Source organism: Bartonella rochalimae ATCC BAA-1498 (assembly GCF_000706645.1).
GTDB classification, from domain to species: domain Bacteria; phylum Pseudomonadota; class Alphaproteobacteria; order Rhizobiales; family Rhizobiaceae; genus Bartonella; species Bartonella rochalimae.
Genome location: NZ_KL407337.1, coordinates 124,642 through 149,481, shown reverse-complemented (window position 1 = coordinate 149,481; position 24,840 = coordinate 124,642). Strand labels below are relative to the sequence as shown.

Annotated in this window: 23 protein-coding genes; 6 read left to right on the top strand and 17 right to left on the bottom strand. The window is 35.8% G+C overall.

The window, feature by feature from the left end; all coding sequences use genetic code 11:
- The first annotated feature begins 14 nt into the window (after positions 1-14).
- Genes O99_RS00645 through O99_RS00635 form a run of 3 tightly spaced genes read left to right on the top strand, consistent with a single transcriptional unit; the run spans position 15 to position 1,871 of the window.
- A complete protein-coding gene (locus O99_RS00645) occupies positions 15-692 on the top strand; it encodes an energy-coupling factor ABC transporter ATP-binding protein (RefSeq protein ID WP_035005677.1) in 678 nt (225 codons plus the stop codon).
- Positions 689-1,312 carry an energy-coupling factor transporter transmembrane component T family protein gene (locus O99_RS00640; protein ID WP_035005675.1) on the top strand — a complete coding sequence of 208 codons (624 nt, stop codon included), beginning with the start codon at positions 689-691 and terminating at the stop codon, positions 1,310-1,312. The genes O99_RS00645 and O99_RS00640 overlap by 4 nt, the downstream gene beginning before the upstream one ends.
- 4 nt (positions 1,313-1,316) lie before the next feature.
- A complete protein-coding gene (locus O99_RS00635) occupies positions 1,317-1,871 on the top strand; it encodes a biotin transporter BioY (RefSeq protein WP_035005674.1) in 555 nt (184 codons plus the stop codon).
- A 602-nt stretch (positions 1,872-2,473) separates the two neighbouring features.
- Here O99_RS00635 and lldD read toward each other — a convergent pair.
- Positions 2,474-3,625 carry an FMN-dependent L-lactate dehydrogenase LldD gene (gene lldD / locus O99_RS00630; protein WP_035005672.1) on the bottom strand — a complete coding sequence of 384 codons (1,152 nt, stop codon included), beginning with the start codon at positions 3,623-3,625 and terminating at the stop codon, positions 2,474-2,476.
- An 89-nt stretch (positions 3,626-3,714) separates the two neighbouring features.
- Entirely contained in the window at positions 3,715-4,803 is a 1,089-nt protein-coding gene (locus tag O99_RS00625; protein WP_035005670.1) for a 2'-deoxycytidine 5'-triphosphate deaminase, read from the bottom strand.
- A gap of 337 nt (positions 4,804-5,140) precedes the next feature.
- On the opposite strand from O99_RS00625, the gene mutL reads away from it, so the two are divergent.
- Together mutL and O99_RS00615 are read left to right on the top strand one after the other, a co-directional pair.
- Positions 5,141-6,979, top strand: coding sequence for a DNA mismatch repair endonuclease MutL (gene mutL, locus O99_RS00620; protein WP_035005669.1), 1,839 nt, complete (start codon positions 5,141-5,143; stop codon positions 6,977-6,979).
- A gap of 119 nt (positions 6,980-7,098) precedes the next feature.
- A complete protein-coding gene (locus O99_RS00615) occupies positions 7,099-7,332 on the top strand; it encodes a DUF2093 domain-containing protein (RefSeq protein ID WP_035005667.1) in 234 nt (77 codons plus the stop codon).
- A gap of 44 nt (positions 7,333-7,376) precedes the next feature.
- On the opposite strand, the gene lpxK is transcribed toward O99_RS00615, so the two are convergent.
- The 9 genes from lpxK to O99_RS00570 all read right to left on the bottom strand — a co-directional run bounded on the left by lpxK (position 7,377) and on the right by O99_RS00570 (position 16,224).
- Complete coding sequence (lpxK, locus tag O99_RS00610; RefSeq protein ID WP_035005665.1) at positions 7,377-8,399, bottom strand: tetraacyldisaccharide 4'-kinase; 1,023 nt, start codon at positions 8,397-8,399, stop codon at positions 7,377-7,379.
- A gap of 2 nt (positions 8,400-8,401) precedes the next feature.
- Positions 8,402-9,712 carry a lipid IV(A) 3-deoxy-D-manno-octulosonic acid transferase gene (gene waaA / locus O99_RS00605; protein ID WP_035006648.1) on the bottom strand — a complete coding sequence of 437 codons (1,311 nt, stop codon included), beginning with the start codon at positions 9,710-9,712 and terminating at the stop codon, positions 8,402-8,404.
- A gap of 10 nt (positions 9,713-9,722) precedes the next feature.
- Entirely contained in the window at positions 9,723-10,478 is a 756-nt protein-coding gene (locus O99_RS00600; protein WP_035005663.1) for a lysophospholipid acyltransferase family protein, read from the bottom strand.
- Between the two features lie 75 nt (positions 10,479-10,553).
- Positions 10,554-10,799: a DUF4170 domain-containing protein gene (locus O99_RS00595; RefSeq protein ID WP_035005662.1), complete on the bottom strand. Its 246-nt coding sequence runs from the start codon at positions 10,797-10,799 to the stop codon at positions 10,554-10,556.
- Between the two features lie 44 nt (positions 10,800-10,843).
- Positions 10,844-11,647, bottom strand: coding sequence for a 3'(2'),5'-bisphosphate nucleotidase CysQ (locus tag O99_RS00590; RefSeq protein ID WP_035005660.1), 804 nt, complete (start codon positions 11,645-11,647; stop codon positions 10,844-10,846).
- Positions 11,634-12,962: a TldD/PmbA family protein gene (locus O99_RS00585; RefSeq protein WP_035005659.1), complete on the bottom strand. Its 1,329-nt coding sequence runs from the start codon at positions 12,960-12,962 to the stop codon at positions 11,634-11,636. The genes O99_RS00590 and O99_RS00585 overlap by 14 nt, the downstream gene beginning before the upstream one ends.
- 90 nt (positions 12,963-13,052) lie before the next feature.
- Positions 13,053-13,895, bottom strand: coding sequence for a patatin-like phospholipase family protein (locus tag O99_RS00580; protein ID WP_035005658.1), 843 nt, complete (start codon positions 13,893-13,895; stop codon positions 13,053-13,055).
- A gap of 390 nt (positions 13,896-14,285) precedes the next feature.
- Complete coding sequence (gene rsmD, locus O99_RS00575) at positions 14,286-14,843, bottom strand: 16S rRNA (guanine(966)-N(2))-methyltransferase RsmD (protein ID WP_035005657.1); 558 nt, start codon at positions 14,841-14,843, stop codon at positions 14,286-14,288.
- A gap of 1 nt (position 14,844) precedes the next feature.
- Entirely contained in the window at positions 14,845-16,224 is a 1,380-nt protein-coding gene (locus O99_RS00570) for a pseudouridine synthase (protein WP_035006646.1), read from the bottom strand.
- A gap of 273 nt (positions 16,225-16,497) precedes the next feature.
- On the opposite strand from O99_RS00570, the gene O99_RS00565 reads away from it, so the two are divergent.
- Positions 16,498-16,950 carry a nucleoside deaminase gene (locus tag O99_RS00565; protein WP_035005656.1) on the top strand — a complete coding sequence of 151 codons (453 nt, stop codon included), beginning with the start codon at positions 16,498-16,500 and terminating at the stop codon, positions 16,948-16,950.
- A gap of 117 nt (positions 16,951-17,067) precedes the next feature.
- Here the strand turns inward: O99_RS00565 and O99_RS00560 are convergent, their stop codons facing one another.
- The 6 genes from O99_RS00560 to O99_RS00535 form a co-directional block, all read right to left on the bottom strand.
- Positions 17,068-17,634: a hypothetical protein gene (locus O99_RS00560; RefSeq protein ID WP_035005655.1), complete on the bottom strand. Its 567-nt coding sequence runs from the start codon at positions 17,632-17,634 to the stop codon at positions 17,068-17,070.
- 226 nt (positions 17,635-17,860) lie between these two features.
- On the bottom strand, positions 17,861-20,776 hold the full coding sequence (gene ileS / locus O99_RS00555; protein WP_035005653.1) for an isoleucine--tRNA ligase: 2,916 nt from the start codon (positions 20,774-20,776) through the stop codon (positions 17,861-17,863).
- A gap of 245 nt (positions 20,777-21,021) precedes the next feature.
- Entirely contained in the window at positions 21,022-21,942 is a 921-nt protein-coding gene (locus O99_RS00550; RefSeq protein WP_035005651.1) for an outer membrane beta-barrel protein, read from the bottom strand.
- Positions 21,943-22,078: 136 nt separating this feature from the next.
- Positions 22,079-22,867, bottom strand: coding sequence for an outer membrane protein (locus O99_RS00545; protein WP_035005649.1), 789 nt, complete (start codon positions 22,865-22,867; stop codon positions 22,079-22,081).
- A 146-nt stretch (positions 22,868-23,013) separates the two neighbouring features.
- Positions 23,014-23,901 (bottom strand): outer membrane protein, encoded by an 888-nt coding sequence (locus O99_RS00540; protein WP_035005648.1) that lies wholly within the window; start codon positions 23,899-23,901, stop codon positions 23,014-23,016.
- Positions 23,902-24,275: 374 nt separating this feature from the next.
- Entirely contained in the window at positions 24,276-24,599 is a 324-nt protein-coding gene (locus O99_RS00535) for a hypothetical protein (RefSeq protein WP_035005647.1), read from the bottom strand.
- Positions 24,600-24,840: the final 241 nt, after the last annotated feature.

Below are 24,840 nucleotides of genomic sequence, written 5' to 3'. Positions count from 1 at the left end.
GATTGGAATAAACATTGGCGATAAAATTTGATAAGGTAACGCAAATTTTTGATGATTTATGTGTTTTGAAAAATATTACCGTAAATCTCACGGAAAAACGAATTGCAATTATTGGTGCAAACGGTTCTGGAAAAAGTACATTTGTTCGCCTTATTAATGGTTTACAACTTCCATCAAGGGGGTCTGTTAATGTTGATGGATTGGATACAAAACATGATGCAAAAGCAATAAGACTGAAAGTAGGATTTGTTTTTCAAAATCCCGATAATCAAATTGTATTACCATTGGTAGAAGAAGACTTATCTTTTGGGCTTAAAAACTTAAAATTAAGTAAGGATGAAATTAAAAAACGAGTAGATGAAGTTTTACAGTATTATAACCTACAAGCATTCAGAAACCATGCCATTCATTTATTAAGTGGTGGACAGAAACAATTAATTGCTATCTCAAGTGTAGTAGCAATGAAACCAAGCTATATCGTTTTTGATGAACCAACAACATCACTTGATTTACAAAATAAACGCCGCGTTACCCAAGCCATTAAAGAATTACCGCAAACAACTATCGTTGTATCACACGATTTGGAATTCCTAAAAGAATTTGATAGAGTACTTGTTTTTGATAAAGGAGCAATAGCAGTTGATGATATACCCTTGGTTGCAATCAAAGAATATATGAAAAGAATGTCATGATTAGTTTATATATCTCTCAAGATACAGTCATCCACCAACTTAGACCAGGAATTAAATTATCACTTCTTATCCTGTGTGGAACTATTATCTTTATGGTTTCATCAGTATCTACTTTTTTATTTTTTTTATTATTTATATCTTTATTATATAAAATAGCTAAAATTCCCTTCAACAAAATAATAAAACAGTTTAAATCGGTATGGCTATTTTTAGTCTTTATATTTATTTTTCAAGCTATTTTTGATAATTGGTTTACAGGTTTTGCGATTATATTGCGCTTTATTATTCTTATTTCTCTAGCGTCACTTATTTCATTCACAACAAAAGTTTCAGACGTGATAGCTTCAATTGAAGCAGGGTTTCGATTCTTTCAATGTTTCGGTGTTAATCCATCAAAATTAAGTATTGCCTTATCTATGGCAATTAGATTTATTCCAGTTATTAATGAAAAATTCAATGAGATATGTGAAGCACAGAAAGCGCGTGGACTTAATATAAACATTATAGCTCTTGCAATACCCTTAATTATTCGAATAATAAGAATGGCATCAGAAGTAGCAGAAGCATTAGATGCGCGCTCTTATGATTCTAATGATAACCGATTGTATTTAAGGAAATAATTCAGTGACAACCAAAGATTTAACGTATATTTCTTTATTTGCCGCCCTTTATGCAGTTCTAGGTTTTTTTCCTCCTATTTTTCTTCCTTTTTTTCTTGGCCTTCCTATTACTGCTCAATCTATGGGGCCAATGTTAGCTGGATCTATCCTTGGAGCAAAAAGAGGCGCTGCAGCATCAGCACTATTTCTTTTTCTGGTCGCTATCGGCTTACCTCTGTTGGCTGGTGGACGTGGAGGCATTGGTGTTTTTTGGGGACCTGGTGGTGGCTACATGATTGGTTATCCATTTGCAGCATTCTTTATTGGTCTTATGGTTAAATTGTTTTGGCGACGACTAAATTTTATAAAATTGGTTATAATAAATAGTATAGGTGGAATTGGAGTTGTCTATCTCTTTGGAATATCTTGGATCGTTTATATTTCTAAAATTCCTTTATTGACAGCTTTAACAATGTCATTAGGATTTATGGTAGGTGACTTTTTTAAAGTTCTGATTGCGTCATTTATTGCACTTACAGTCAAAAAATCCGTTCCACTCATTACTCCCTCAAAAAAGTAATAGCCATTCACATCAACTGCAAGGGTTTTATTCTTAAGGATCGGAAAAAAATGATTAAAATATTTCCAAACCATATGAAAATATATTGATGATTTATTTAAGCCATTTGACTTCTAATTCTTAGAATTAATGAATTCTTATTTTTAAAATTATGGATAAAATTTTGAATGAGAATTTCAATATTCCAGAATTAATTTTCTACAATCTAAATAAATTATTCACATACTCCATTACAACACGACTATCTTTATAATCTGAGATTTTTGTCGTAGCGCTAATTATATAATTTTTTTCCAATTTAAGAGCAGTTGCAGGATTTTTTATAAAAGATAAAATATTTTTCATATTAATACAAACCTATTAATATCTTTTTTTATCTTGTGGAAGTTATTGTTTTTATTAAATAGATTTAATTTTTAGAAAAAATTATCGATCTATTTGCAAAAATACCATAACATAATGTGTTGAAGGCACATTATAAAATTTATCAAAAATTACTGATAAGAGTACAAGGGCATCACATAACAATATATCATACTCTTTATCGTATTTAATAAAAATAACTTTGGGTGATCTACAACACTAAACTCTTCTTATCTTGATCACCCTTTTAGATTCTCTGGACGAACTAAATTCTCACGTGTAATTTCTTTAATTGTACGTACACCAGTTAATGTCATAGCCACACGCATTTCTTGAGAAAAAAGCTCCAAGAGATGAGTAACACCTTTCTCACCCGCTGCGGCAAGCGCATAAACAAAAGCACGACCAATCATAACAGCATCCGCACCTTGCGCTATCATACGAACTACGTCAAGGCCAGAACGAATACCAGAATCAACTAAAATGGTTAAATCGCCTTTTATAATATCCGCAATTTTCGGCAATGCCCGCGCTGTTGACAATACCCCATCAAGCTGACGCCCACCGTGATTGGAAACAACAATACCATCAGCTCCAAATCGTACAGCTTCACGTGCATCCTCTGGATCAAGAATACCTTTTAAAATCATTTTTCCTTTCCAAAAGTCTCTAATCCATTGCAAATCACCCCAACTAATTGATGGGTCAAAGTTTGCACCAAGCCAACCAATATAATCTTTTAATGTCGTTTTCTTTTTAAGATAAGTAGAAACATTTCCAAGATCATGTGGGTGCCCCATAACACCAACATTCCAAGCCCAATGTGGGTGAAAAATAAACTGTATAATACGTCGCAATCCAGCATAAGGCCCAGACATCCCCGAATGAGCATCACGATAACGTGCTCCAGGAACTGGCATATCAACTGTAAAAACCAAGGTACGAACACCAGAAGCCCAGGATCTTTCCAGTACATCCCGCATAAACCCACGATCCTTAAGAACATAAAGTTGAAACCAAAATTCTTTTCCAACTGCTGCATGTACTTCTGAAATAGGACAAACTGAGACTGAGGACAAAGTGAAAGGAATACCTTTCGCAACAGCTGCACGTGCAGCTTTTACTTCACCACGACGTGCATACATACCAGTCAACCCGACAGGCGCAAGTACAATTGGCATACCAAGTTTTTGACCCAAAATCTCCGTTGAAAAATCAACGTCACCAACCTGCTTTAGAATCCGTTGACGTAATGCAAGTTCTTGAAGATCTGTACAATTACGCCGCATTGTTTCTTCAGCATAAGCACCACCATCAATGTAGTGAAATAGAAAAGAAGGTAAGCGGCGTTTTGCTGCTTCGCGATAATCAACTGTTGAAGAAATAATCATAGTAACACCATTACTCCAGTAAAATACAAAAAGATTTTTTCAACGGCAAATCTCTTGTATATATTTTGTTAAAATTTATATTGTTAAACTCATTTAAAATGCTTAGATAATTTTAACCCTTGTTCTTGATAATGTGATCCAATACCATCTCCATAAAGTTTCACTGGCCGATTAAGCATATGTTCATAAATCAAACGGCCGATGATTTGCCCGTGCTCTAAAATAAACGGAACCTCGTGGTTCCTTACTTCTAAAACTGCACGCGCTCCTTTTCTACTTATTGCCATACTCCCAAATCCTGGATCAAAAAAACCTGCATAATGTACCCTAAATTCTCCCACTAAGGGATCGAATGGTTTCATTTCAGCAGCATAAAAGGGAGGAATATGAATAGCCTCTCGTGAAACTAAAATATAAAATTCATGGGGATCAAGAACTATTTCTCTTGTTCCATCATCATAAATAGGTTCCCAAAAATCTAAAATAGGAGCAACAGCGCTTTTATCAACATCGATAACACCAGTATGACGTTTACCCCGATACCCAATAAGTCCATTTTCATGGCCTTCTAAATTAATGGAAATTCCAATACCACCATCGTTAATATTAGGAGTATCATCAGATACAAGCATTTCACTTTTATGCAACGCATATAATTCAACTTCTTTTAAATAACTATATCCTTTACGAAATCGAAGTTGTGATAAGCGTGAACCCGTACGGACCAAAATCGGAAATGTTCGTGGACTAATTTCGAGATAAAGTGGACCATGATAACCCGAACAAATTTTATCAAATTCCTGAGCGTAGTCTGAAATCACGCGCGTAAAAACATCCAACCGCCCCGTAGAACTTTTAGGATTAGCAACCGCAGACAAAACTTTTGATAAGGCTAAATTTTCTAAAAGAGGAACGATATAAACACAACCCGTTTCTAAAACCGCTCCATCTTGTAAATCAAATTCATGCAACTTTAATCGTTCAAGTTTATCAATAACGGTTGCATCAGGCCCTGGCATAAAAGAAGCGCGTATACGATATGCTTTATTTCCTAAACGTAAATCAAGACTTGCAGGTTGTACTTGCCTCTCATCAAGAGAGTCAATGGCATGAACCATACCATTGTTAATTAAATCATGTATATCACTATCAGCAAGAATACCATTCATGCGCATCATATGTTGTGCCTTCCATCTTTTTCTCCCTTTTTATCAGTATTATTAACTGGAGCAAACCCTTTCAAAAATAACCAATGGTTTATTCCAAATTTAACGACTTGGTTCACAAGCGTAATACAAGCGTAATAAATGATTTTAACCTATAAAACAGCATTCGGTAAAGTGCTCTTCCGTAGGACAAACTCTAGAATTCATCATAGATAACTTTTTACTCACAACCTATACACTCATCTTTTAGAATACATTTTCAGCTTTTTTTGCATAAAAGTTGATAAATAGTGTTATTATAGTTGAAAGTATTCTATACAATAAGAGAAAAACTCGTTAAAATTCAGATATGATTATACGTCATCTTAGCGAAACTATTATTAATCAAATTGCAGCAGGTGAAGTTATTGAACGACCCGCTAATGTTGTTAAAGAGCTTATTGAAAATGCTATTGATGCAGGAGCAAGTCGTATCGAAATTGTCATAGCAAATGGTGGAAAAAGCCTGATAAGAGTGAGTGACAATGGTTGTGGTATCCCAGAAGATCAATTAACTTTAGCAATTTCTCGGCATTGTACATCTAAAATTACTGATGATGTACATAATATCTGTTTTCTTGGTTTTCGTGGAGAAGCATTGCCCTCTATTGGTTCTGTTTCAAAACTTAAACTGACCTCACGAACAAAAAATTCCGATAGCGCAGCTGAAATTATTGTTAATGCGGGAAAAATTGAAGGACCAAAACCCTCTGCTGCTAATCCTGGAACTATCGTTGAAGTACGTGATCTCTTTTTTGTTACACCAGCACGATTGAAATTTATGAAATCTGATCGTTCTGAAACAATTACTATCACGGATACAATTAAACGAATTGCAATCGCCTTTCCACATATCCGTTTTTCTCTTGCTGGTATAGATCGAGCTCCCATGGAATTTCCTGCTATGGAACAAAATACCCAAGGGCAATTACAACGCATTACACAAATTATGGGAAAAGAATTTGCTCCAAACAGCCTTATCCTCGATGCTAAACGTGAATCTGTTCATCTAACCGGTTTTATCGGTTTGCCATCTTTCAATCGCAGTAACAGCCTTCATCAATTTGCTTATGTTAATGGGCGTCCAGTACGTGATAAACTCCTGTGGGGAGCAATCCGAGGAGCATATGCCGATGTTATTGCTCGAGATCGTCATGCTGTAGCCATTCTTTTTATTCATTTACCACCCACTGATGTAGACGTTAATGTACACCCTGCAAAAATGGACGTGCGGTTTCGCGACCCAAGTCTCATTCGTGGTTTAATTATTGGAGCGATCCGTGAAGCATTGCATCAAACTGGCATTCGCCCTACATCAACAGGCTCTGAAGCCATGTTGGCTGCGTTTCGAACAGAACCTTTAGAAACTGCAAAAATGCATCAACCTTTTTCTTATGATGCACGACCACGCCATATTGATCCAAACCTTACATCAATATTTCATAAACCATTAGATATAAACAGCTCTATTGACTTCCAAGAAGATACGGTTCCTATTATGGAGCATCTTAGCACACCAAGTGGTGATACACGCGCTACAATTAATGCACTAACATCAGAAGAATTACATTATCCTTTAGGGGCTGCAAGAGCGCAAATCCATAAAAACTATATTGTTGCTCAAACTCAAGATAGTCTTGTCATTGTAGACCAGCATGCTGCTCATGAGAGACTGGTTTATGAAGCACTTAAAAATGCTCTGTATTCTAAGCCACTTCCTTCACAATTATTACTTATTCCTGAAATTGTAGAACTCTCTGAAGAAGATGCCACATGCCTTTTATCTCACAAAGATGCTTTAAAAAAATTTGGATTAGGAATTGAATCCTTTGGAATTGGGGCAATCGCTGTACACGAAACACCTTCGATGTTAGGAGAAATTAATGTCCAAGCTTTAATTAAAGATCTCGCCGATGAAGCAGCTGAATATGACACAATAGATAATTTAAAAGGAATGCTTGATTATGTTGCAGCAACTATGGCCTGTCATAGTTCAATACGTTCAGGACGTCTTTTGCATCCTGAAGAAATGAATGCACTTTTACGACAAATAGAAGCAACGCCTAATTCAGCCACATGTAACCATGGACGTCCTACTTATATTGAACTTAAACTCGCTGATATAGAACGCCTTTTTGGTAGAAAATAAAATTTCATAACTATTTTGACTAAAAACTACTTGCTTCATTTATGCTCAACTTTATAAAATATCTATAATATTTTATCAGCATTATTTTTTCATAAATACATAGAAAGGGCGCATAAAATATGTTCTCTCATAATGAATGCGAAGCAACAATCCATTATTTTAATAATAGTTATAAAATTGTTAAATATGGAACTTATACTATTTGTGCAGTTAGTGGACAAAAAATCCCTATCGATGATCTCAAATACTGGAATCATCAGCGTCAAGAAGCATATGCCAGTTGTGAATTATCCTATCAGCGTGAACTTGAGTGTAATCCATATCTTAGTCAATTACTAAAAAACATAAAATAACCTATAAGAAACTCTAAAATAGTATCCATATGCTTTTAAATATATCAATTAAAGGTGATATTTCGTTTCTTAAAACGAGCAATAGTCTCCTCAAGAAGCATACGACAAAAATCTCTTTGAACAAAATCAACTTTAACATCAAAGACAATAAGATTTTCTAAGATTTTATGTAAATTGTTAGCCTGTATGCGTATATAGTCCTTAGCAGTCGTAGCTAGCCACAGATTATGAATTTTGGCCTTCCGTGCCAAATTCTTTAGATCCGTAGCTGTAAAAAAATAATGATCAGGATAAGAATAAGCTTGCACAACATGACCAGACATTTCTTTAATGGATTTGAAAAATTTATCTGGATTGCCAATACCTGCAAATGCTAAAAAAGATTTTCCAGCAACTTCATCATTAACATGTGATTTAAAATGCCCATAACGCAAAGGTTTTCCAGTGCGTGAAACAAAAAGAGCTACCTCATCACTCTCATCCAAACAACCAATGACTAAAACACTGTCCATGAAAGATAATTGCGTTTTTAATGGTGCACGTAAAGGTCCCGCTGGAAAAACAGCTTTATTACCAAAACCACGCATTGCATCCACAACAAGCAATGCATAATCCATATAAAGGCGACGGCTTTGAAAACCATCATCCATTAAAATAAAATTACATCCATTTTCTTTAAGCCGTTGTGCTGCTGCATAACGATCAGATGATATAGCAACAAAAGCGTGACGTGCAAGTAAAAGCGACTCATCACCAACATCGCATGCATTATCACATTTAACATCAACGAGATGTACTTTCTTGACTCTTCCACCATAACCACGTGATACAATACCAGGTATTAAGCCAAGTTCCTTAGCCACCTGGGCAAAAGCAATAACAACAGGTGTTTTACCTGCCCCGCCTAATGTAAAATTTCCAACACACAAAACTGGCAAATCAATAGCAAGAGGCTCTCTTTCCATACAGAATCGTGCACAATAACCATAAACTCCAGCAATTGGTGCTAATAAAAAACGCAAAAAGCTTTTATTTTTCCACCAAAAGCGTGGAGAACAAATATGCATGCCTATTTTTGACACTGCCTTAAACCCATCTGTATCACAAGTGGTTGCAAAAATGGATCAAGAACCTTTAATGTACACTCAAGTGCACCAGCCATACTTGTTGCTACTTCATAAGCCTTATCAGTCACTTCTTTTCGCAAGGTTTCATTTGTTAAAAATTTATTCACTTGAACAGCAAGTTGCATTGTATCTTCAACTATATAAGCCGCATCACAGGATAAAAATCGCTCAAATGTATTTTGAAAATTTGCGATATGAGGCCCTGTTAAAATAGCTACTCCAAGCAAAGCAAGCTCTAATGGATTATGCCCACCATAGTCACACAATGATTTACCAATGAAAGCAACTTTCGACAAACGAAGAAAAAGACCCATTTCTCCAATCGTATCCCCTAATAAAATATCCGTATCTATATCTGGAACGATATTGCTATTTCTAAGAACATAACGCAAATCTTCTTGATCACATACTCTAATAATATCTTCTGAACGTTCAGGATGACGTGGAACAATAATCGTTAATAAATCTGGAAAATAACTCTTGAGCATTTTATGAACTTCACAAGCAATTTTTTCTTCTCCTTCATGGGTTGAAACAGCTGCCCAAACTGGACGATTACCGATAGCCTTACAATAATGCGCAAGTAATTCCTGATCCTCAACCGGACACACCTCAGCCTTAAGATTACCAGAAAGTGCAACTGATTTTACACCAAGTGTATAATAATATGTTACATCTGTTTCATTTTGGCCAATAGCCACATCAATATGTTTAAAAATATGTTTAGCAAGAAAGAGTCGTTTGTGCCAAGCTTTAAAAGACTGTTCCGACATACGGGCATTAACCAAAATCTGTGGAATGCGCATTTTAGCAAGTTCTTTAATACGTAAAGGCCAAATCTCAGATTCACAAATCAATGCCAAATCAGGTTTCCAATGACTAATAAAATGACGCACAGCTAATTCTAAATCTAATGGAGCATATTGATGAATTAATCGATTGCCAAAATATTTCTTAACAAGAGTAGAAGATGTCACAGTACATGTTGTCAATAATACTTGTATCTTTAAAGATAAAATGTAATTAATGAGTGGTAAAAGAGCTACTGTTTCTCCAATACTCGCCGCATGAAACCAAATTAACGGACTTTGAGGACGTGCTTTTTTGCTTTTACCTAAACGTTCCTTATGTCGTCCTCGTTCTTCTTTCCCACGCATCGCTCTAAAAAACAAATAAAGTGGTACCACAGGGTGTAAACAAAAGCCAACTATCCGATAGATTGAAAGAGCCACACGTGCCTTTAACTCCATCATTTTAAACCCCTTATTTCCTTGTTTTGAGATAGCTGTAAGCTTCATCTGTCAAATGATTCATTATGCTTGTTAATTGTATACGTTTTTCTTCTAACAAAGAATCATCTGCATCTTTAGGAACAAAAAATGCTTCACCTGCGAGAACAATTGAACGCCCAAAAGGAAGTGGAATTGCAGTTTTATCCCATGTTTTTTCAAGAATTTTTTCTCGCGAAAACGCATATACACAAGGTATAATAGGACGGCCAGATAATTTAGCTAATAAAATAATTCCTTTTCCCGACTCACGTGCTTTTCCACACGAGATATCTGCAATCATAGCAGCTGTTTTACCAGATTTAAGAGCATTTTTAAGCGTTAACAATGCTTTTGCTCCTCCTTTATGAGTGTGTTGGGTTTTACCGCGCCCCCCTGAACCACGAACAATTTCAAGTCCTAATTTTTGGGCCAATTGTGCATTTATTTCTGCATCAGCAGAACGAGAAAACATAGCAATAACTTCCTCACCTTGAGAACGTAAAAAAGGCCCCATAATATGACGTCCATGCCAAAAGGTTATAATAAACGGATTATAAGCATTATATATTTTGCTCATATCATCTGAGCATTTTAACCGCGGATTCGTCCAATAAACAAAGCGCAGATAGCTCGTCAAAATCCATACAACAAAAACTTTTACAAACCATGTTTTCATTAATGAATGACGATTATCCCGCCAAATTTTTTTCAAAATTCCATTTTTTTTCTTGTTAAAAGCTTCTCTCATAACGACATTAAAATTAGCAAACTCAATCTTGTAGTATTTTCGTAGAATAAAAAACAATAATTGAATATTTAAACTTTATGATCTATCGCTTGTTGAGTAATCAAGAAACTGATGTAAAGGCACAACATAATAACGTTGTAATGCATTATCTACACTGCTTTGCGCTTTTGCCCGCCATGCTTCCTGAGCTGATTGATAGTCTGGAAAAATACCAACCACATCCAAATTACTGGGATCTCTAAATTGATTATCATTTAGATCTTTTAATTCCCCACCAAACACAAGATGCAATAATTGTCTCTTTTCGTTGACTTCAGCCATATTTACCCTCCGTATCGTTTTAAAATTTAAGATTTTTTATTTGATTAAACTAACTTTGCTTGACGAACAACATGTATCATATTTTGACAACAATTACTTTCACCAGCAACTAAAAAACCATCTTGATAAGCTTCAATTCCATAAGAAATAAATGGCGCCTCAAGCGACATAAGACATCCACCACACTCCTGTAAAACAAGATCAGCAGCAGCAATATCCCAATCATGACAATTCGGACGAACCAATACAATATCAATTTCACCTTGAGCAATAAGAACAATACGGTAAGCAAGAGAAGGAATATAACGAAACAAACTGATTCGGTTGCTAAAATCATATGGTAATTTTTGCGCAATTGATCGATCAATCGAAATCCTATATTTTCGATTGATATTAGGTCTTAAAAGGGACAGCTTAACGCCATTCAATGTTGCCCCTTCCCCTGTTACAGCTGCATATATTTCACCTTTAGCAGGACATTGTAAAACACCTACAATAGGACGATTATTCTCAATAATAGCAACAGAAATACACCACTCAATGCTTCCAGAAAGAAAACCTCGAGTCCCATCAATGGGATCAACTACAAAACAGCGTTTATAAATAGCTTCTCCCCTCTTATCTTCTGTTTCTTCTGAAATCCAGCCATAATCCGGACGTGCACTAAGAAGTTTTTCTTTTAAAAAAACATCTATAGCAACATCCGCTTCACTAACTGGTGAATTACCATCTTTAAACCAAACATCGAACTCACATCCAAAATACTTCATTGCTAAATCTCCTGCCTCCCAACAAACATCGAGCAAAAGATTTAAGTCGGCATAATAATGTGCATTATTTTCCTGCAAGGATCATTCCTTCAATTAATAATGTCGGTGCCGATATACCATAACGTCGATCAATATCATTCGCAGGGACTAAATGCGCTAACATATGGAGGAGATCAGATCCTAGTGTTACTTCACTCACTGGATAAGTGATTTCGCCATTTTCAATCCAAAAACCAGAAGCTCCACGACTATATTGCCCTGTAATAAAATCAACACCATGCCCAAACAATTCTGTAACATAAAAACCATTTTGCACACTTTTTATCATATCATGAGGTAATACTAAACCTGGTTCAATAGAAAAATTAGTGCTTGCTGGCTGAACAAGGGATGCAGAACGTACACCACGGCCATTTGTTTTAAGTCCTAATTCACGAGCTGAAGATGATGAAAGAAGCCAGTTTTTTAAAACACCATTTTCAATAATATTCAGTGTATGTCCCTCTACCCCTTCACCATCAAAAGGACGAGAAGCATTTCCGCGTAATCTTAAAGGTTGATCCATAACATTAATACCCGCCTTCATAACCCTTTCACCCCTTAAATTTTGCAAAAGGCTTGTTTTGCGAGCAATTGATGCTCCATTAACCATAGACGCAATATGACCCGCAATTCCACGAGCCACACGTGGATCAAAAACAACATTCACAACCCCAGTTTCTGCACGAACTGCTCCTAAACGTCGAACTGCTCCTAATCCAGCATTTTTACCTACCGTATCTGCTGATTCTAAATCAGAGAAATGTAAAGCCGTCGTATAATCATAATCTCGCTCCATTTCCGTTCCTTCACCAGCAAGAGCACTACAAGAACGCGAAAAATAGCTGGAACAATAAGATCCATAAAAACCATCACTATTCACAAGAACAAACCCATTCTTGCCATAAGCTGTTGCTGCACCGCCAGAATTGCTCACACCCTTTACATCAAGGGCTGCTGCTTCCATTTGCAAAGCATCTTGTGTTAAAAAATGACTTTGTGGAACAAAATGATCAAAAAGATCAAGATCTTTAGGATGAGTAACTAAACACTCTTTATCCGCCAAACCTTCAAATAAACTATCAGGCGAGGCTTTAGCCATTGCAATAGCACGTTCTGCTAATTCTTGCGGATTAACAACAAAATTAGCAGAAACACTTGCCACTTTTTTACCAACAAAAACCCTCAATGTAAAATCATCACTTTCTGAAGCTTCAGTCGATTCTACTTTGCCAAGACGAACTGCTACACAAACAGAATTTGAGTGGATAACAACAGCATCAGCAGCATCTGCTCCAAAACGCTTTGCCGCTTCAACCAACGAACTAGCTTTATCAAGCTGTTTTTTGTTCATCTTCCTAAATATCCTTTAAATAGTAATTATTCATTTTTAATAAGAAATTTTAAATGAAAAATATAATTTTTGTCTATTTATAGTTAAAAGTTATAAGCCACTATGTATCATTTTTCTTTCAACTAATTCAGAAATTTGCCTTTTAGCTTTTTCACGAAACGGCTCTACACGTTTTAAAATTTCTTTGACTTCAAAAAAATTTAAAATTTGGATCCCATTAACAGGAGGACATAATAAAAGATCTAATTTTGCACACTGCAAACGTGCTGTCACAAGCGCTTGTTGTCCTATAATACCTGTAGCAACAAGACTTTCAGAAACAGAAAAGTGTCCATTTTTACATTCAATAATCGGAAGCCCTGTAACATCAACACCAATTGAAAGATCAACTGATTCAGTAAAACAATCAAAAGGGACTGGATTACAAATCGCCCCATCAATCAAAAAATCATGATTGCGTAAAACAGGCCTAAATAAACCAGGAAGAGCAGAAGAAGCTGCCAAAGCAGAACGCAAATCTCCTTCTTGAATAACGACCATCTCTGCTGTTTTTAAATTTGAAGCTACAGCACAAAAAGAAATTTCTAATGCACAAAAATCTCTCGGAAAGTTCAATGGTAAAAAATTTTCTAAAATTAACTCCAAATTAAATTGAAAAAGATGGAAACTGCATTCACAAAGCGCTCTCCATGACGTCGGCATTAAAGACCATAAACGCTTTAAAATATCATTTGAGTTAGAAAAAGTTGATAAAAAATACTCTTTCCAATCAGTCTCTGTCATTCCGGAAGCCACACCAGCACCAACAATAGAACCAATAGAAGATCCTGCAATAACATTTGGTTTCAAGCCTAAATCTTCGAATGCCCCAATCACTGGAAGATGACCTAAACCACGAGCCCCTCCACCACCGAATGCCACACCAATTTTCACTCTATCTCTCCTACAGCATGCTTCAATTCCCAAGTAAATACAAAAGAAATGTTGCCTTCTATGGTTACTATTTTTTATGTTTATAGAAGTCTTTGAGAAACGACAATAAAAATATGCACTCTTTATCTTCCTTTTAGTTCATCCACTAATCTCAGATAATGCCAGGTGATCTGAGTGATAACTCGAATACCAATTCCTCAATCACACTATCTTTATTCATTGATTAAAATGAAACTCTTTTGCAAAAATAGCTATTTTCTTTTCCTCAAAATCTTTAACCAAACCAGAAAAAATCCTGCAATAACGGAATAACTGCTTTATAAAGAAATATTGTAAAACTATGTAGAATAATCTTGTGTCACTTTATAAAAAAAATTTCTCAAATATACATTACTGTTGAAGTCTATAGATCCGTATTACTGTATCACTATAAAAACGCTCATCATCCAAATAAAATGGATCGGGCAAATTGATAATCGCTTCTTTTGCTTCTTCAAGAATAAAAAGTGTTTCAGTTTTTGCCCATCCTCCTTTAAGAGCTTGAATAAAAGCCTTCTCACCCAACGAAAAACCATAAGGAGGATCCGCAAAAATAACATCAAATGGAAGCATTGTCCCAATATTTCCAAGTTTGGTTGCATCACGGCGTAAAATTCGCCCAACGCCTTGCAACCCTAAAGTTTCAATATTCTTTTGAATTAAACTGCGCCCCTCTATTGTATTTTCAACAAAAACAGCGGTCTTTGCTCCACGTGAAAGCGCTTCAATTCCTAAAGCACCAGTGCCAGCGAAAAGATCAAGAACACGCCTATTTACCCAAAAATTTTCTTCCCGACTCGTAAGAATATTAAAAAGACTTTCACGCGTACGATCAGTTGTTGGGCGAATGGATAGACCAAGAGGTTTTGCCAAAATACGCCCCGAAAACTTACCACCGATAACCCGCACTTTATCCTCCAGATCGCTGAGATACTCTTGCACCATTATTATATTTCTTAAATTTTTTCATGGCCTTATCAAATGGCCTAGATTTCCTCTTATTATTCAAAAAATGTTCATCACGATCGTCTTGAATAACCTTTCTCTCTTTTTTTAATAATTGATCTTTCTTGCTAAAAATACGTGATTCAACAGAGGATGTTTTGCTATGTTTTTTAGAAAAATTAATGCATTTAGCTTTTTCTACTTGTCTTTCTGATCGTTTTTCCTTCCCTCTATCAGTAGATCTCTTACCAACCCAATTACTTTTACGATCATAATAATTATCTGTATCAGAATAGGACTTTTTACGTACAATCTTCGGACAAGCACCAGGAGCCATCCAGACATTAGAACAACGTGAACGTAAAAAAGCACGCTCTTCCTTCCCACCTTTGTTTTGCTCTTTACCCCTTAATTTTTCATCAATTTTTTTACTCAATCGTACCTGACTGTGCCCTAAAAATCTGCTTTTTTTCCCATACGATAGATTTTCTTTGCTAGAAACAATCCAATTATCCTTAATCACAGGAGGTTTTGTAATGTTTTGTTTTTCACTAACAGCAGAATTTGAAAAAGGCTTTAAAATAGGCGCATCAAAATCCGCATTAGCTTGCATAATCAAACGCTCTCCTAATTGATCACGCAACATTCGACCTTTTAATTCACGAACTGCACCTTCTTTTAAATCAGACAACTGAAACGGACCATAAGACACCCGAATTAAGCGATTAACAGATAATCCTAAAGCTCCCAAAACATTCTTGATTTCACGATTTTTTCCTTCACGCAAAGCTACAGAAAGCCATACATTTGATCCCTGCTCACGTTCAATCGAAGCTTCAATTGAACCATAAAAAATCCCATTAACTGCAATACCATTCTTTAAATCTTGAAGTGCACTCTGTTTAACTTTTCCATGAGCACGAACCCGATATTTGCGCACCCATCCCGTTAAAGGAAGTTCTAATACACGTGCTAAACCACCATCATTGGTTAAAAGCAAAAGTCCTTCTGTATTAATATCAAGCCTCCCCACAGAAAGAACACGAGGCATACCTTTTGGCAAATTATCAAATACTGTTGGTCTCCCTTGAGGATCACGATTAGTCGTAACAAATCCTATTGGTTTGTAATAAAGCCATAGCCTCGTTCGTTCTATAGGAGGTAAAGGCTTACCATCAACCATAATAACATCAGAGCGAGTAACATTAAAAGCAGGCGTAGTGACAACTGCACCATTAACAACAATACGACCTGCAGCAATCATCATTTCTGCGTCACGGCGTGATGCTAATCCAGCACGCGCTAACCTTTTAGCAATTCGTTCACTTTCACTCTTTTCACTCACTCTCTTTTCATTTCTATTTTTTTCAAATTGTATAGAAAATTTATCACGCATACTATGTCGTTTATTCTGAACAGAAGGAGAAGTGCAGTCAGTCATCATATTTTATCCTTTGATATCCCTAAGGTCCCATTTACTTTTAAAGCAGCTCTTAACATTTTTAAGATGTAATGAAACCATTTCATTACCAAATGAGACATAATAAAAAAGCTTGCTCACTTCGTAGACCTCTTTAATATAGCTTTTTGGTTACTTATACTTCAATGGAAGAATAATATGAGACTTACTCCCATGGAAATAGCTCTTTTAGAAGCACAATCAGCAAAAAAACAAGATGAAATCCCCGTAGGGGCAGTTATCACACATGGTCAAACAATCATCGCACGTGCCGGTAATTACATAAAAAACCCACACGATCCTACAGGACACGCAGAAATGCGTGTTATTCGTATAGCTTGTCAAATTTTCAAAAGTGAAAGAATTCCTGAATGCGATATTTATGTAACACTCGAACCATGTGCAATGTGTGCCGCAGCCATTTCATTTGCACGCATAAGAAACTTGTATTATGCAACGAGCGATTCAAAAGGTGGCGCTATTGAACACGGACCGCGTTTCTACCAACAACCAACCTGCCACCATAGGCCTAATGTTTATTCTGGTTTTAAAGAAAAAGAAGCCTCTCAATTGCTTAAAGATTTTTTTATACAAAAACGACATCAAAAATAAACTTTATTTCAACCTGAATCTCTAATCTTTAAACGACATCCCCCTTTTTTAACTCCTTATTGCTTTCTACTGGCAAACGGATATTCCTTTTTCACATATTTTTTTATTTCTTGTTCTTTACCTTTTTGGCCCTGCAGGTGCGGTTACTGCTGGTTGACGATAAATTAAAGGCGGCTCACTAAGATACCGACGATAATTTGCACTCCCACCAGCAGCCTCCTTCCGCCGACGCAAATATTCCTCACGTTGTTGTTTCTCATTAAGCTGTACAATACCCTCTGGATCATCAAGATTTGTACGATCTTTTCTTACTAATTTTTTATCTGAAGAATTACCATGAGAATTTACTCTATTAGCCTCCACTCCGCCTCGCAAATTCTTCTGAGACTGTCCTGACATCTCCATCTCATTATGAGAATTAATCTCCGTACTATCTATCTGAGGTGGAGGTAAAACTACATGTGCATTAGGTTCTGGGAAGACAAGTTTTGAACGCTGTTTCATCACAATTTGACTATTTTTATTTTTTGATCTTAAGGAAGCAAGATTAGTTATATCATCAAAAAATTGTAATGAAGCTGTTTTATCTGTACCATAAGTAGGAGCAGACAAATTACACCCCGTCAATATACAACATACACTCAGCGTGCTTGCTAAAAATATTTTCATTGCATATCTATTCATTGCTCACTCACTCCCTTAAGCGCACAGTTCACTGACATTATTATGACTCTTTGGAGACTGCCAACAACACACAAATCGCCTATTCATAGACAAAACAACGCATTTCATTTCTAACATAAATTTCCTCTTCATCAATGATAGAATCTAAGTGATGTTAAATTTATTGAATACTACCCTTTCAAATGACCCTATTCAAAGCATCTTCTACTGATATATGCTAAACCTCTTAAATTTTGCCAAGTGCTTGTAATTCTCGCAAAGCAGCTGCATCACGAGCAGAAACATCAGGATAATTTGGATCACTCCCAACATCTTGTGTATAACGCCATGATCGAGCACATTTAGTACCCACCGCCTTATTCGAGCAGACACCGACACCTTCAACATCACTCAAAATAAAAGCATCCGCAGGAGGTATATCTTGAACGATTGTTAAAGCACTGGTAATACAAATCTCTGCCATATCTAAATTGTTCAAAGATTCTAATAAAACAGGGTTAGAAATAAAAACAATAGGCGCCGCTTCTAAAGATGATCCAATCCGTCTATTTACTCGCTCAATCTCTAAAGCACCTGTTACAACTTTACGAACCTGTCTGATTTTTTTCCAACGTTCTGCTAAAAGTTCATTTTTCCATTCTGTCAATATAGGGCGAAACTGTTGTAAGTGCACCGAACAACTTTCTGGATAACGTTCTAACCATGCTTCCTCCATTGTAAAAGGTAACATTGGAGCAAGCCATGTCACCATTCGATCAAAAATCTCACGAATAACTTGTAAAGAAGCTTTACGCTTTTTTGATGAAGGGGGATCACAATAAAGAGTATCTTTACGAATATCAAAATAAAACGCAGATAACTCAACAATTGAAAAATCCAATAATGCACGCATAATTTTCTTAAAATCAAACTCATCATAAGATCGATTAATCAACTGATCAAGTTCATAAAGTCGGTGCAATATCAATTTTTCAAGATCCGGTAGTGTACAATAGGGTATTTCTTCTCCTTCATCATACACTAAAATACCAAGCATCCAACGAATTGCATTTCGCAATTTGCGATATGAATCCACATTTGTTTGAAGAATCTTTTTACCCAAACGCTGATCTTCCCAATAGTCAGTTGTCATCACCCAAAGACGAAAAATATCAGCACCAGATGTTTTAATGATATCTTGTGGCATAATCGTATTGCCCAAAGACTTAGACATTTTTTTGCCATTCTCATCCAAAGTAAAACCATGTGTAACAACAGTTTTATAGGGTGAACAAGCTCGTGTCCCACAACTTTCTAAAAGAGAAGACTGAAACCATCCACGATGCTGATCAGATCCCTCAAAATAAACATCAGCAGGCCATTTCAAGTCAGCACGATCTTCTAGCACAAAACTATGACTTGCTCCAGAATCAAACCAAACATCCAAAATATCATACACTTGTACCCAACTCTCATGGGCACGTTCATTTAAAAAACGCTCTCGAGCCCCTTCTGCAAACCATGCATCTGCCCCTTCTGCTTCAAAAGCTTGTAAAATACGCTTATTCACTTGCTCATCTTTAAGAATAAGCCCATCTTCATTAACAAAAATACAAATTGGAACACCCCAAGCACGCTGACGAGAAAGCACCCAATCTGGACGATCTGTAATCATAGAAGCCAAACGATTTTGGGCGGAAGGTGGAACAAAACGTGTCGTCATAACAGCTTCCAAAGCTCGGCTGCGTAAGGTTGAACCATCACCAAGATCTTTATCCATTGCAATAAACCATTGAGGCGTATTCCGAAAAATAATTGGCTTTTTTGAACGCCAACTATGAGGATAAGAATGTTTTAAACGACCACGCGCAAATAATAGTCCTGCTTTCATTAAAGCATTAATAACTTCTTTATTAGCACTCCCCATTTTTCCATTATCATCAATAACGCGGATAGCCCCTTCCTTACGATCTGGTCCAAAACCAGGAGCATCCTTCGTATAAAAACCTGCATCATCAACAGGAAAAGGTATAGTAGTGTCAATACCAGCTTGCTCCAATACAGACTTATAAGCATTCCAAATTTCAAAATCCTCACGCCCATGGCTAGGTGCTGTATGGACAAAACCTGTACCAGCACTCTCTGTCACATGGGAGCCATCAAGCATCGCAATCTTATGGTTATATCCCCCAGCCAAACCTTTAAGCGGATGAGAAAGAATAAGAGTTTTAAGTTCATCAGCATACACAGAACGCAAACGTTTTAAAATAAGTCTCGCTTTTGCTGCACAATTCTCAACTAAAGCATCAGCAAAAAGAAGCTTTTCCCCAGCTTGAGGTCCAAAATCATTTTCTGCACTTTCAACAAGATAAACGCCATAAGAAATTTGTGAAGAATAACTAACCGCACGATTACCAGGAATTGTCCATGGCGTCGTTGTCCAAATTACAACATAGGTATCATATAAATCATGAAAACACGTTTCCAAAATAGGAAATTTAACCCAGATAACATCAGATTCATGATCATGATATTCAATTTCTGCTTCAGCCAAAGCTGTACGCTCAACAACAGACCACATCACAGGTTTTGAACCACAATAAAGTTGATCAGACATAGCAAATTTTATTAATTCGTTAGCAATACGTGCTTCTGAATGAAATGCCATTGTTGTATAAGGATTTTTAAAATTTCCTATAATACCAAGTCTCTTAAATTCTTCACTTTGAACTGTTATCCAAGACTGTGCAAAATCGCGACATTCCTGACGAAATTCACTAAGAAGAACATCATCCTTACTTTTCCCTTGCGCGCGATACTTTTCCTCAATTTTCCACTCAATTGGAAGTCCGTGACAGTCCCAACCAGGAACATAATTCGCATTAAAACCCCGCATTTGAAACGAACGGACAATAACATCCTTTAAAACTTTGTTTAAAGCATGTCCAATATGAATATTGCCATTTGCATAAGGTGGACCATCATGAAGAATGTAAAATGGACGATCTTTTGCTTGTTGCCGCAATTGAGTATAAAGATCTATCTCTTCCCATCGTCTTATTAATTCAAGCTCTTTTTGTGGTAACCCTGCACGCATAGGAAAATCAGTTTTGGGCAAATAAAGAGTTTTTGAGTAATCTATTACTTCATTTTTCACAGACATTGTGAAATATTCCTGTCCACTTTTACTATTTTAGTTTTGTATCATTTCCCTGAACCCTGAAACTATAGCTACCCACTCTATAAGGAGTCTGGACTAATAATTCGTATTCAGCAGTGATCAAGAATACATAATATTGTAAATTTTATCATGAAACTATTAAAAAAGAAAACAAAAAATAACTCTCAAAAAAAAGACTCTGTATAAGCAGAATCTTTTCGCAATAAAAATATAAATTTCTCAATAAATTAGAATTTATAAGCTACACCAACACGGAAGTCATTAGTTTTATAACTAAGCTCAACTTCTCCTTTTGCAAATTTCTTTTTGCCAAAGTCTGAATAACGGTATTCAGTGCGCATAATAAAACTCTTAGCGATTGCTATATCAAAACCACCACCAAAGGTGTAACCAACCATTTTCTTTTCTTCATCTACTTCAGCGTTTCTTCTAGATACCAATACTGATAAAGTATCTTGAAGCTCCGTATAAGAAACACCAGCAGCAATATAAGGCATAATACGATCAGCAGCAAAACCAATACGTACTCGTGTAGCACCAGCCCATTTTTCTTTTAAACAGTGATTAAAAACGATACCTGTTTGTGCGTTATTTTTTGCTTGAGCCATATAATAATACATTACACTCTTATTTCTAAAACCTCCGATAGGATTAAGTATCGCTCTCGCTTCCATTTGAGGTTGTTGTTTAGAGTTAGCACCTGTTTCACTGCCTGCTCCACCTGATCGATACGTTGGAATACCATTATCATCAATGATAAAATTTCTGCTATCTTCTTTTCCGGACCACATTATATCCGTATCAACACCTACAATAAGGTTATTACCAAGATCAACGTTGGATCCTGCATAAATACCACCTCTCATCCCCAGGGGTTTAGGCAAAAATTTCGGATCAACTGGTGCCCATTTATTATTACGTCCAGAACTCTGTGCACCACCTATTAGAGGAACCTCAAAATCCAAAGAGCTTGCAGAAACCGTACTTGAAAAACTACTAATCTGACCACCAATATAAAATCCAGTCCACGAAGGTTGAAAAGAAGCTGGTGACAATGACTCTTGAAAAGACACACTTCCTGATGCTTGTACTACGGGAATACAAGTTGAAGTAATAGCCAATGTAATAAAAAAAGATTTAATATTCACAGATCTATCTCCATATAAATTTCAGAGTGTATTTTATATAACGTTTTAATTTTAAAAATCTGTAGTAAAAATAACACAATAAAAAAATCTCTGCTGTAAAGCAGGGATTTCACTTATAGTTCAATCTTCTAGTAAATTAGAATTTATAAGCTACACCAACACGGAAGTCATTGGTTTTATAACTAAGATCCACATTATCCTTCGCAAATTTCTTTTTACCAAAGTCTGAATAACGATACTCCGCACGCATAATAACATTATCAGTCATTGCAACATCAACACCACCACCAACACTATAACCAACTAGAATCTTTGTTTCATCTAAGAATTTTGGCTCAGAATCAGAAGGTAAAGTGTTCCTTCTTTCTCTTACTACTGCTTTAGCTAATCTCTTCGCTGTAAAAACATTTTGAAGCTGCACATAAGAAACACCACCAGAAACATAAGGCATCACACGATCCATAGCAAAACCAACACGCATCCGCATAGCACCAGCCCACTTTTCTTTTATGCTCATATCTATGCTCATATCCTGTACATCAAATACTTTTGTATTTTTTTTTCCAGACCACACCATATCTGTATCAATACCTAAAATAAGGTCTTTGCTCAAACTAAAATTTGAACCTGCATAAATCCCCCCTATAAAACCTGAAAGTTTGGGTGATTTTATTTCAGAAAATCCTTGACCTTCTCTATCCTCCTCCACACTATCTTGAATAGGACTTAAGGTAGCTTCACCTGAAAAACCACCAATCTGAGCGCCTACATAAAAACCCGTCCAAGAAAAATTGTTAGAAGAGGAAATCACCGGTACTGGCTGATAGCTCTGTGACTGATGCGGTTTCATAATATCAGCTGCTTGCACCATAGAAACCGGAATAAAAGTCCAACTACATGCAACCAGTAAATGTTTTATATTCATATAATATCTCCTAATTCCAAATAATCCAAACTGGTTTTTATAAAACATTTTATTTTAAATATCTGTAACTCAAATAACACTTTTCGCAAAAAATAAAGGCCCTATCAGAGATAGGGCCTCTTTATAGTTTAAATTTTGCCTATAAATTAGAATTTGTAAGCTACACCAACGCGGAAATCATTGGCTTTATAATTAACTTCAAATTTGTCATTATGCAATTTCTTTTTACCAAAATCTGAGTAACGATACTCTGCACGGAGCAATACGTTGTCAGTCATTGCAAAATCAACACCAGCAGCAAGAGTATAGCCAATCATTGTTTTTGATTCATCAACTGTATTACTCTTACCAGAAGTTTCTTTGTCTGTTCCCTCAGCTTTTTGCGCAGGAACTTTCTTTATACCAGTTAACGTTGTAAAGGTGTCTTGGAGCTGTGTATAAGCAACACCTCCAGCAACATAAGGCATAATACGATCAGCAGCAAAACCAATACGAATGCGTGTAGCACCAGCCCACTTCGCTTTTAAAGTATGATCGTATTGTGTAAATTTAACGTCTTTTTCTTTCTCTGGTTCTTTCTCTGGTTCAGGCTTTCCATTATCTTTATCTTTTGCGCCTGCAGGTGCGTTGTTGTTATTATTGTCTTTATCCAATTCAGATGTTACTTTGTCATTTTTTGTGTCTTTCTGCCCAGAAAAAACAACATCCGTATCAACACCTAGAATCAGACCGTTCCCTAAATCAACATTAGAACCTGCATAGAAACCACCTATGAAACCTGAAGGCTTAGGCGACAATTTTTTATCAAGCGGAAGCCACTTTTTAGAATCATCATCAGCAGGGCCACTAAAAGAAGTCTTACTAGAAAAACCACCAATCTGGGCACCTAAATAAAAACCTGTCCAAGAAAAAGCTGGAGCAACAACAATTGTTTCTCCTATTTCTTGAGGAACTCTAATATCTGCTGCTTGCACTGCAGAAGCTGTTATCAAAGCAACAACAGATGTTGTGATTAAACATTTCATATTATTCATAAATTTGCTCCATAGCTAATGTTCATATACACATAGTTACACATTTCCTTCAAAAGATCTGTAGTAAAAATGATACAAACATAAAAAAACCACAATTATATGATATAATTTTTAGTTTTATTTTACGGTTATTATAAATAATGAAAAACGCAATTACAAAATATCGCAGTTATATTGATTATTATGAAGTCACCAATATCATGAATATAATTAAATCACATCTTAAGTTATATTCAGTCACCAAAAACACGTTCTAGTCAGCCACTTTTCTCACTGACTAGAAATAAAACTAAGCCTTTCCAACAAGTGATAACAAAATATATCTCCTAATAAACCTAATAAAAAAGCACACGTAAAAACTGTATACTTATCAACTAAAAACTGAATGGACTGCGCTTAAATAAATTAGGTCTTTTGTTTTTATGATTAGATGTCTCTGGCTTTTTCTTTTTTTTAGATTTTGACTTTTTTGAACCACTCGATGCAAAAGCCACATGTACTGGTTCTGTCATTTTTTCCCACTTGCTGTAAACAACACGACCAAAAGAATCTTTTAAAAGTAAAGGGTCCTTATTCCATTCACTAACACGAAAAGTTGGAGAAATAAGCGGTATCTCCTCTTTAAGATCAGATCCTTGAACCGTAGCAGCTGTCATCATAGTAAAACTCGAAACTGTAATAAAATACTTCATATTCATAACTTATCTCCATATTATAAAATACAAAATGTATTTTATAAACTATTTCATCACACATATCTATGAAAAAATGGTGTAAACACAGAAAAAACAAAAGCCTTGTCTTTAACAAAGCCTCCCTATAATTTATTCTCATAACACATTAAAATTTATGAGATCTTCCAATGCAAAAATCATTAATAAAGAAAATTTTGAATTTTAAATAAAATCTGAATAATGATATTCTGTACGCTCAATGTTA

Excerpts from the sequence above, each read along its gene's own strand:
- O99_RS00595 (WP_035005662.1), bottom strand. The coding sequence starts at position 10,799 with ATGGCTGAAGTCAACGAAAAGAGACAATTATTGCATCTTGTGTTTGGT.
- O99_RS00540 (WP_035005648.1), bottom strand. The coding sequence starts at position 23,901 with ATGAATAATATGAAATGTTTAATCACAACATCTGTTGTTGCTTTGATA.
- O99_RS00565 (WP_035005656.1), top strand. The coding sequence starts at position 16,498 with ATGAGACTTACTCCCATGGAAATAGCTCTTTTAGAAGCACAATCAGCA.
- O99_RS00640 (WP_035005675.1), top strand. The coding sequence starts at position 689 with ATGATTAGTTTATATATCTCTCAAGATACAGTCATCCACCAACTTAGA.
- mutL (WP_035005669.1), top strand. The coding sequence starts at position 5,141 with ATGATTATACGTCATCTTAGCGAAACTATTATTAATCAAATTGCAGCA.
- O99_RS00545 (WP_035005649.1), bottom strand. The coding sequence starts at position 22,867 with ATGAATATAAAACATTTACTGGTTGCATGTAGTTGGACTTTTATTCCG.
- O99_RS00625 (WP_035005670.1), bottom strand. The coding sequence starts at position 4,803 with ATGATGCGCATGAATGGTATTCTTGCTGATAGTGATATACATGATTTA.
- waaA (WP_035006648.1), bottom strand. The coding sequence starts at position 9,712 with ATGATGGAGTTAAAGGCACGTGTGGCTCTTTCAATCTATCGGATAGTT.
- O99_RS00585 (WP_035005659.1), bottom strand. The coding sequence starts at position 12,962 with ATGAACAAAAAACAGCTTGATAAAGCTAGTTCGTTGGTTGAAGCGGCA.
- O99_RS00560 (WP_035005655.1), bottom strand. The coding sequence starts at position 17,634 with ATGAATAGATATGCAATGAAAATATTTTTAGCAAGCACGCTGAGTGTA.
- O99_RS00535 (WP_035005647.1), bottom strand. The coding sequence starts at position 24,599 with ATGAATATGAAGTATTTTATTACAGTTTCGAGTTTTACTATGATGACA.
- O99_RS00615 (WP_035005667.1), top strand. The coding sequence starts at position 7,099 with ATGTTCTCTCATAATGAATGCGAAGCAACAATCCATTATTTTAATAAT.
- O99_RS00600 (WP_035005663.1), bottom strand. The coding sequence starts at position 10,478 with ATGAGAGAAGCTTTTAACAAGAAAAAAAATGGAATTTTGAAAAAAATT.
- lldD (WP_035005672.1), bottom strand. The coding sequence starts at position 3,625 with ATGATTATTTCTTCAACAGTTGATTATCGCGAAGCAGCAAAACGCCGC.
- ileS (WP_035005653.1), bottom strand. The coding sequence starts at position 20,776 with ATGTCTGTGAAAAATGAAGTAATAGATTACTCAAAAACTCTTTATTTG.
- lpxK (WP_035005665.1), bottom strand. The coding sequence starts at position 8,399 with ATGCATATTTGTTCTCCACGCTTTTGGTGGAAAAATAAAAGCTTTTTG.